Origin of the sequence: Streptococcus sp. HMSC072D05 (assembly GCF_001815805.1) — a bacterium.
In the GTDB taxonomy this organism is placed as follows: Bacteria; Bacillota; Bacilli; order Lactobacillales; family Streptococcaceae; genus Streptococcus.
Window position 1 is genome coordinate 90066 of sequence record NZ_KV822018.1, and the last position, 505, is coordinate 90570.

Sequence of the window (505 nt, forward strand, 5' to 3'; positions counted from 1 at the left end):
TGATTCGCTTGAACTTACTGAGGCTGATTGACTTGCGCTCGCTGAAGCTGATTGGCTCGAACTCACTGAAGCAGATTGGCTGGAGCTGACTGAGGCTGACTCACTCGTACTCAATGAAGCGGATTCGCTTGAGCTTGCAGACGCGGATTGGCTCGAACTTACTGAAGCGGATTCGCTTGAGCTTACGGACGCTGACTGGCTGGCACTTACTGAAGCTGACTGACTAGCACTCAATGAAGCGGATTGACTTGCGCTCACTGAAGCTGACTGGCTCGCACTCACTGAAGCCGATTGACTTGAGCTCACCGATACAGATTGGCTCGAGCTCGCTGAAGCGGATTGACTCGAGCTTACTGACGCGGATTCGCTCGAGCTCACTGAAGCTGATTGGCTTGAGCTGACTGAGGCTGATTGGCTCGAACTTACTGAAGCTGACTCACTTGCACTTACTGAGGCTGATTGACTAGAGCTTACCGAGGCTGATTCGCTTGAACTTACTGAGGCT

The 505-nt window shown here is 52.3% G+C and carries 1 protein-coding gene; it reads right to left on the minus strand.

Going from position 1 to position 505, the window contains the following annotated elements; all coding sequences use genetic code 11:
* Nucleotides 1–258, minus strand: a 258-nt coding sequence (locus HMPREF3057_RS10580) for a hypothetical protein (RefSeq protein ID WP_373878919.1), incomplete at its 3' end; no start/stop codon positions are given.
* Nucleotides 259–505: the final 247 nt, after the last annotated feature.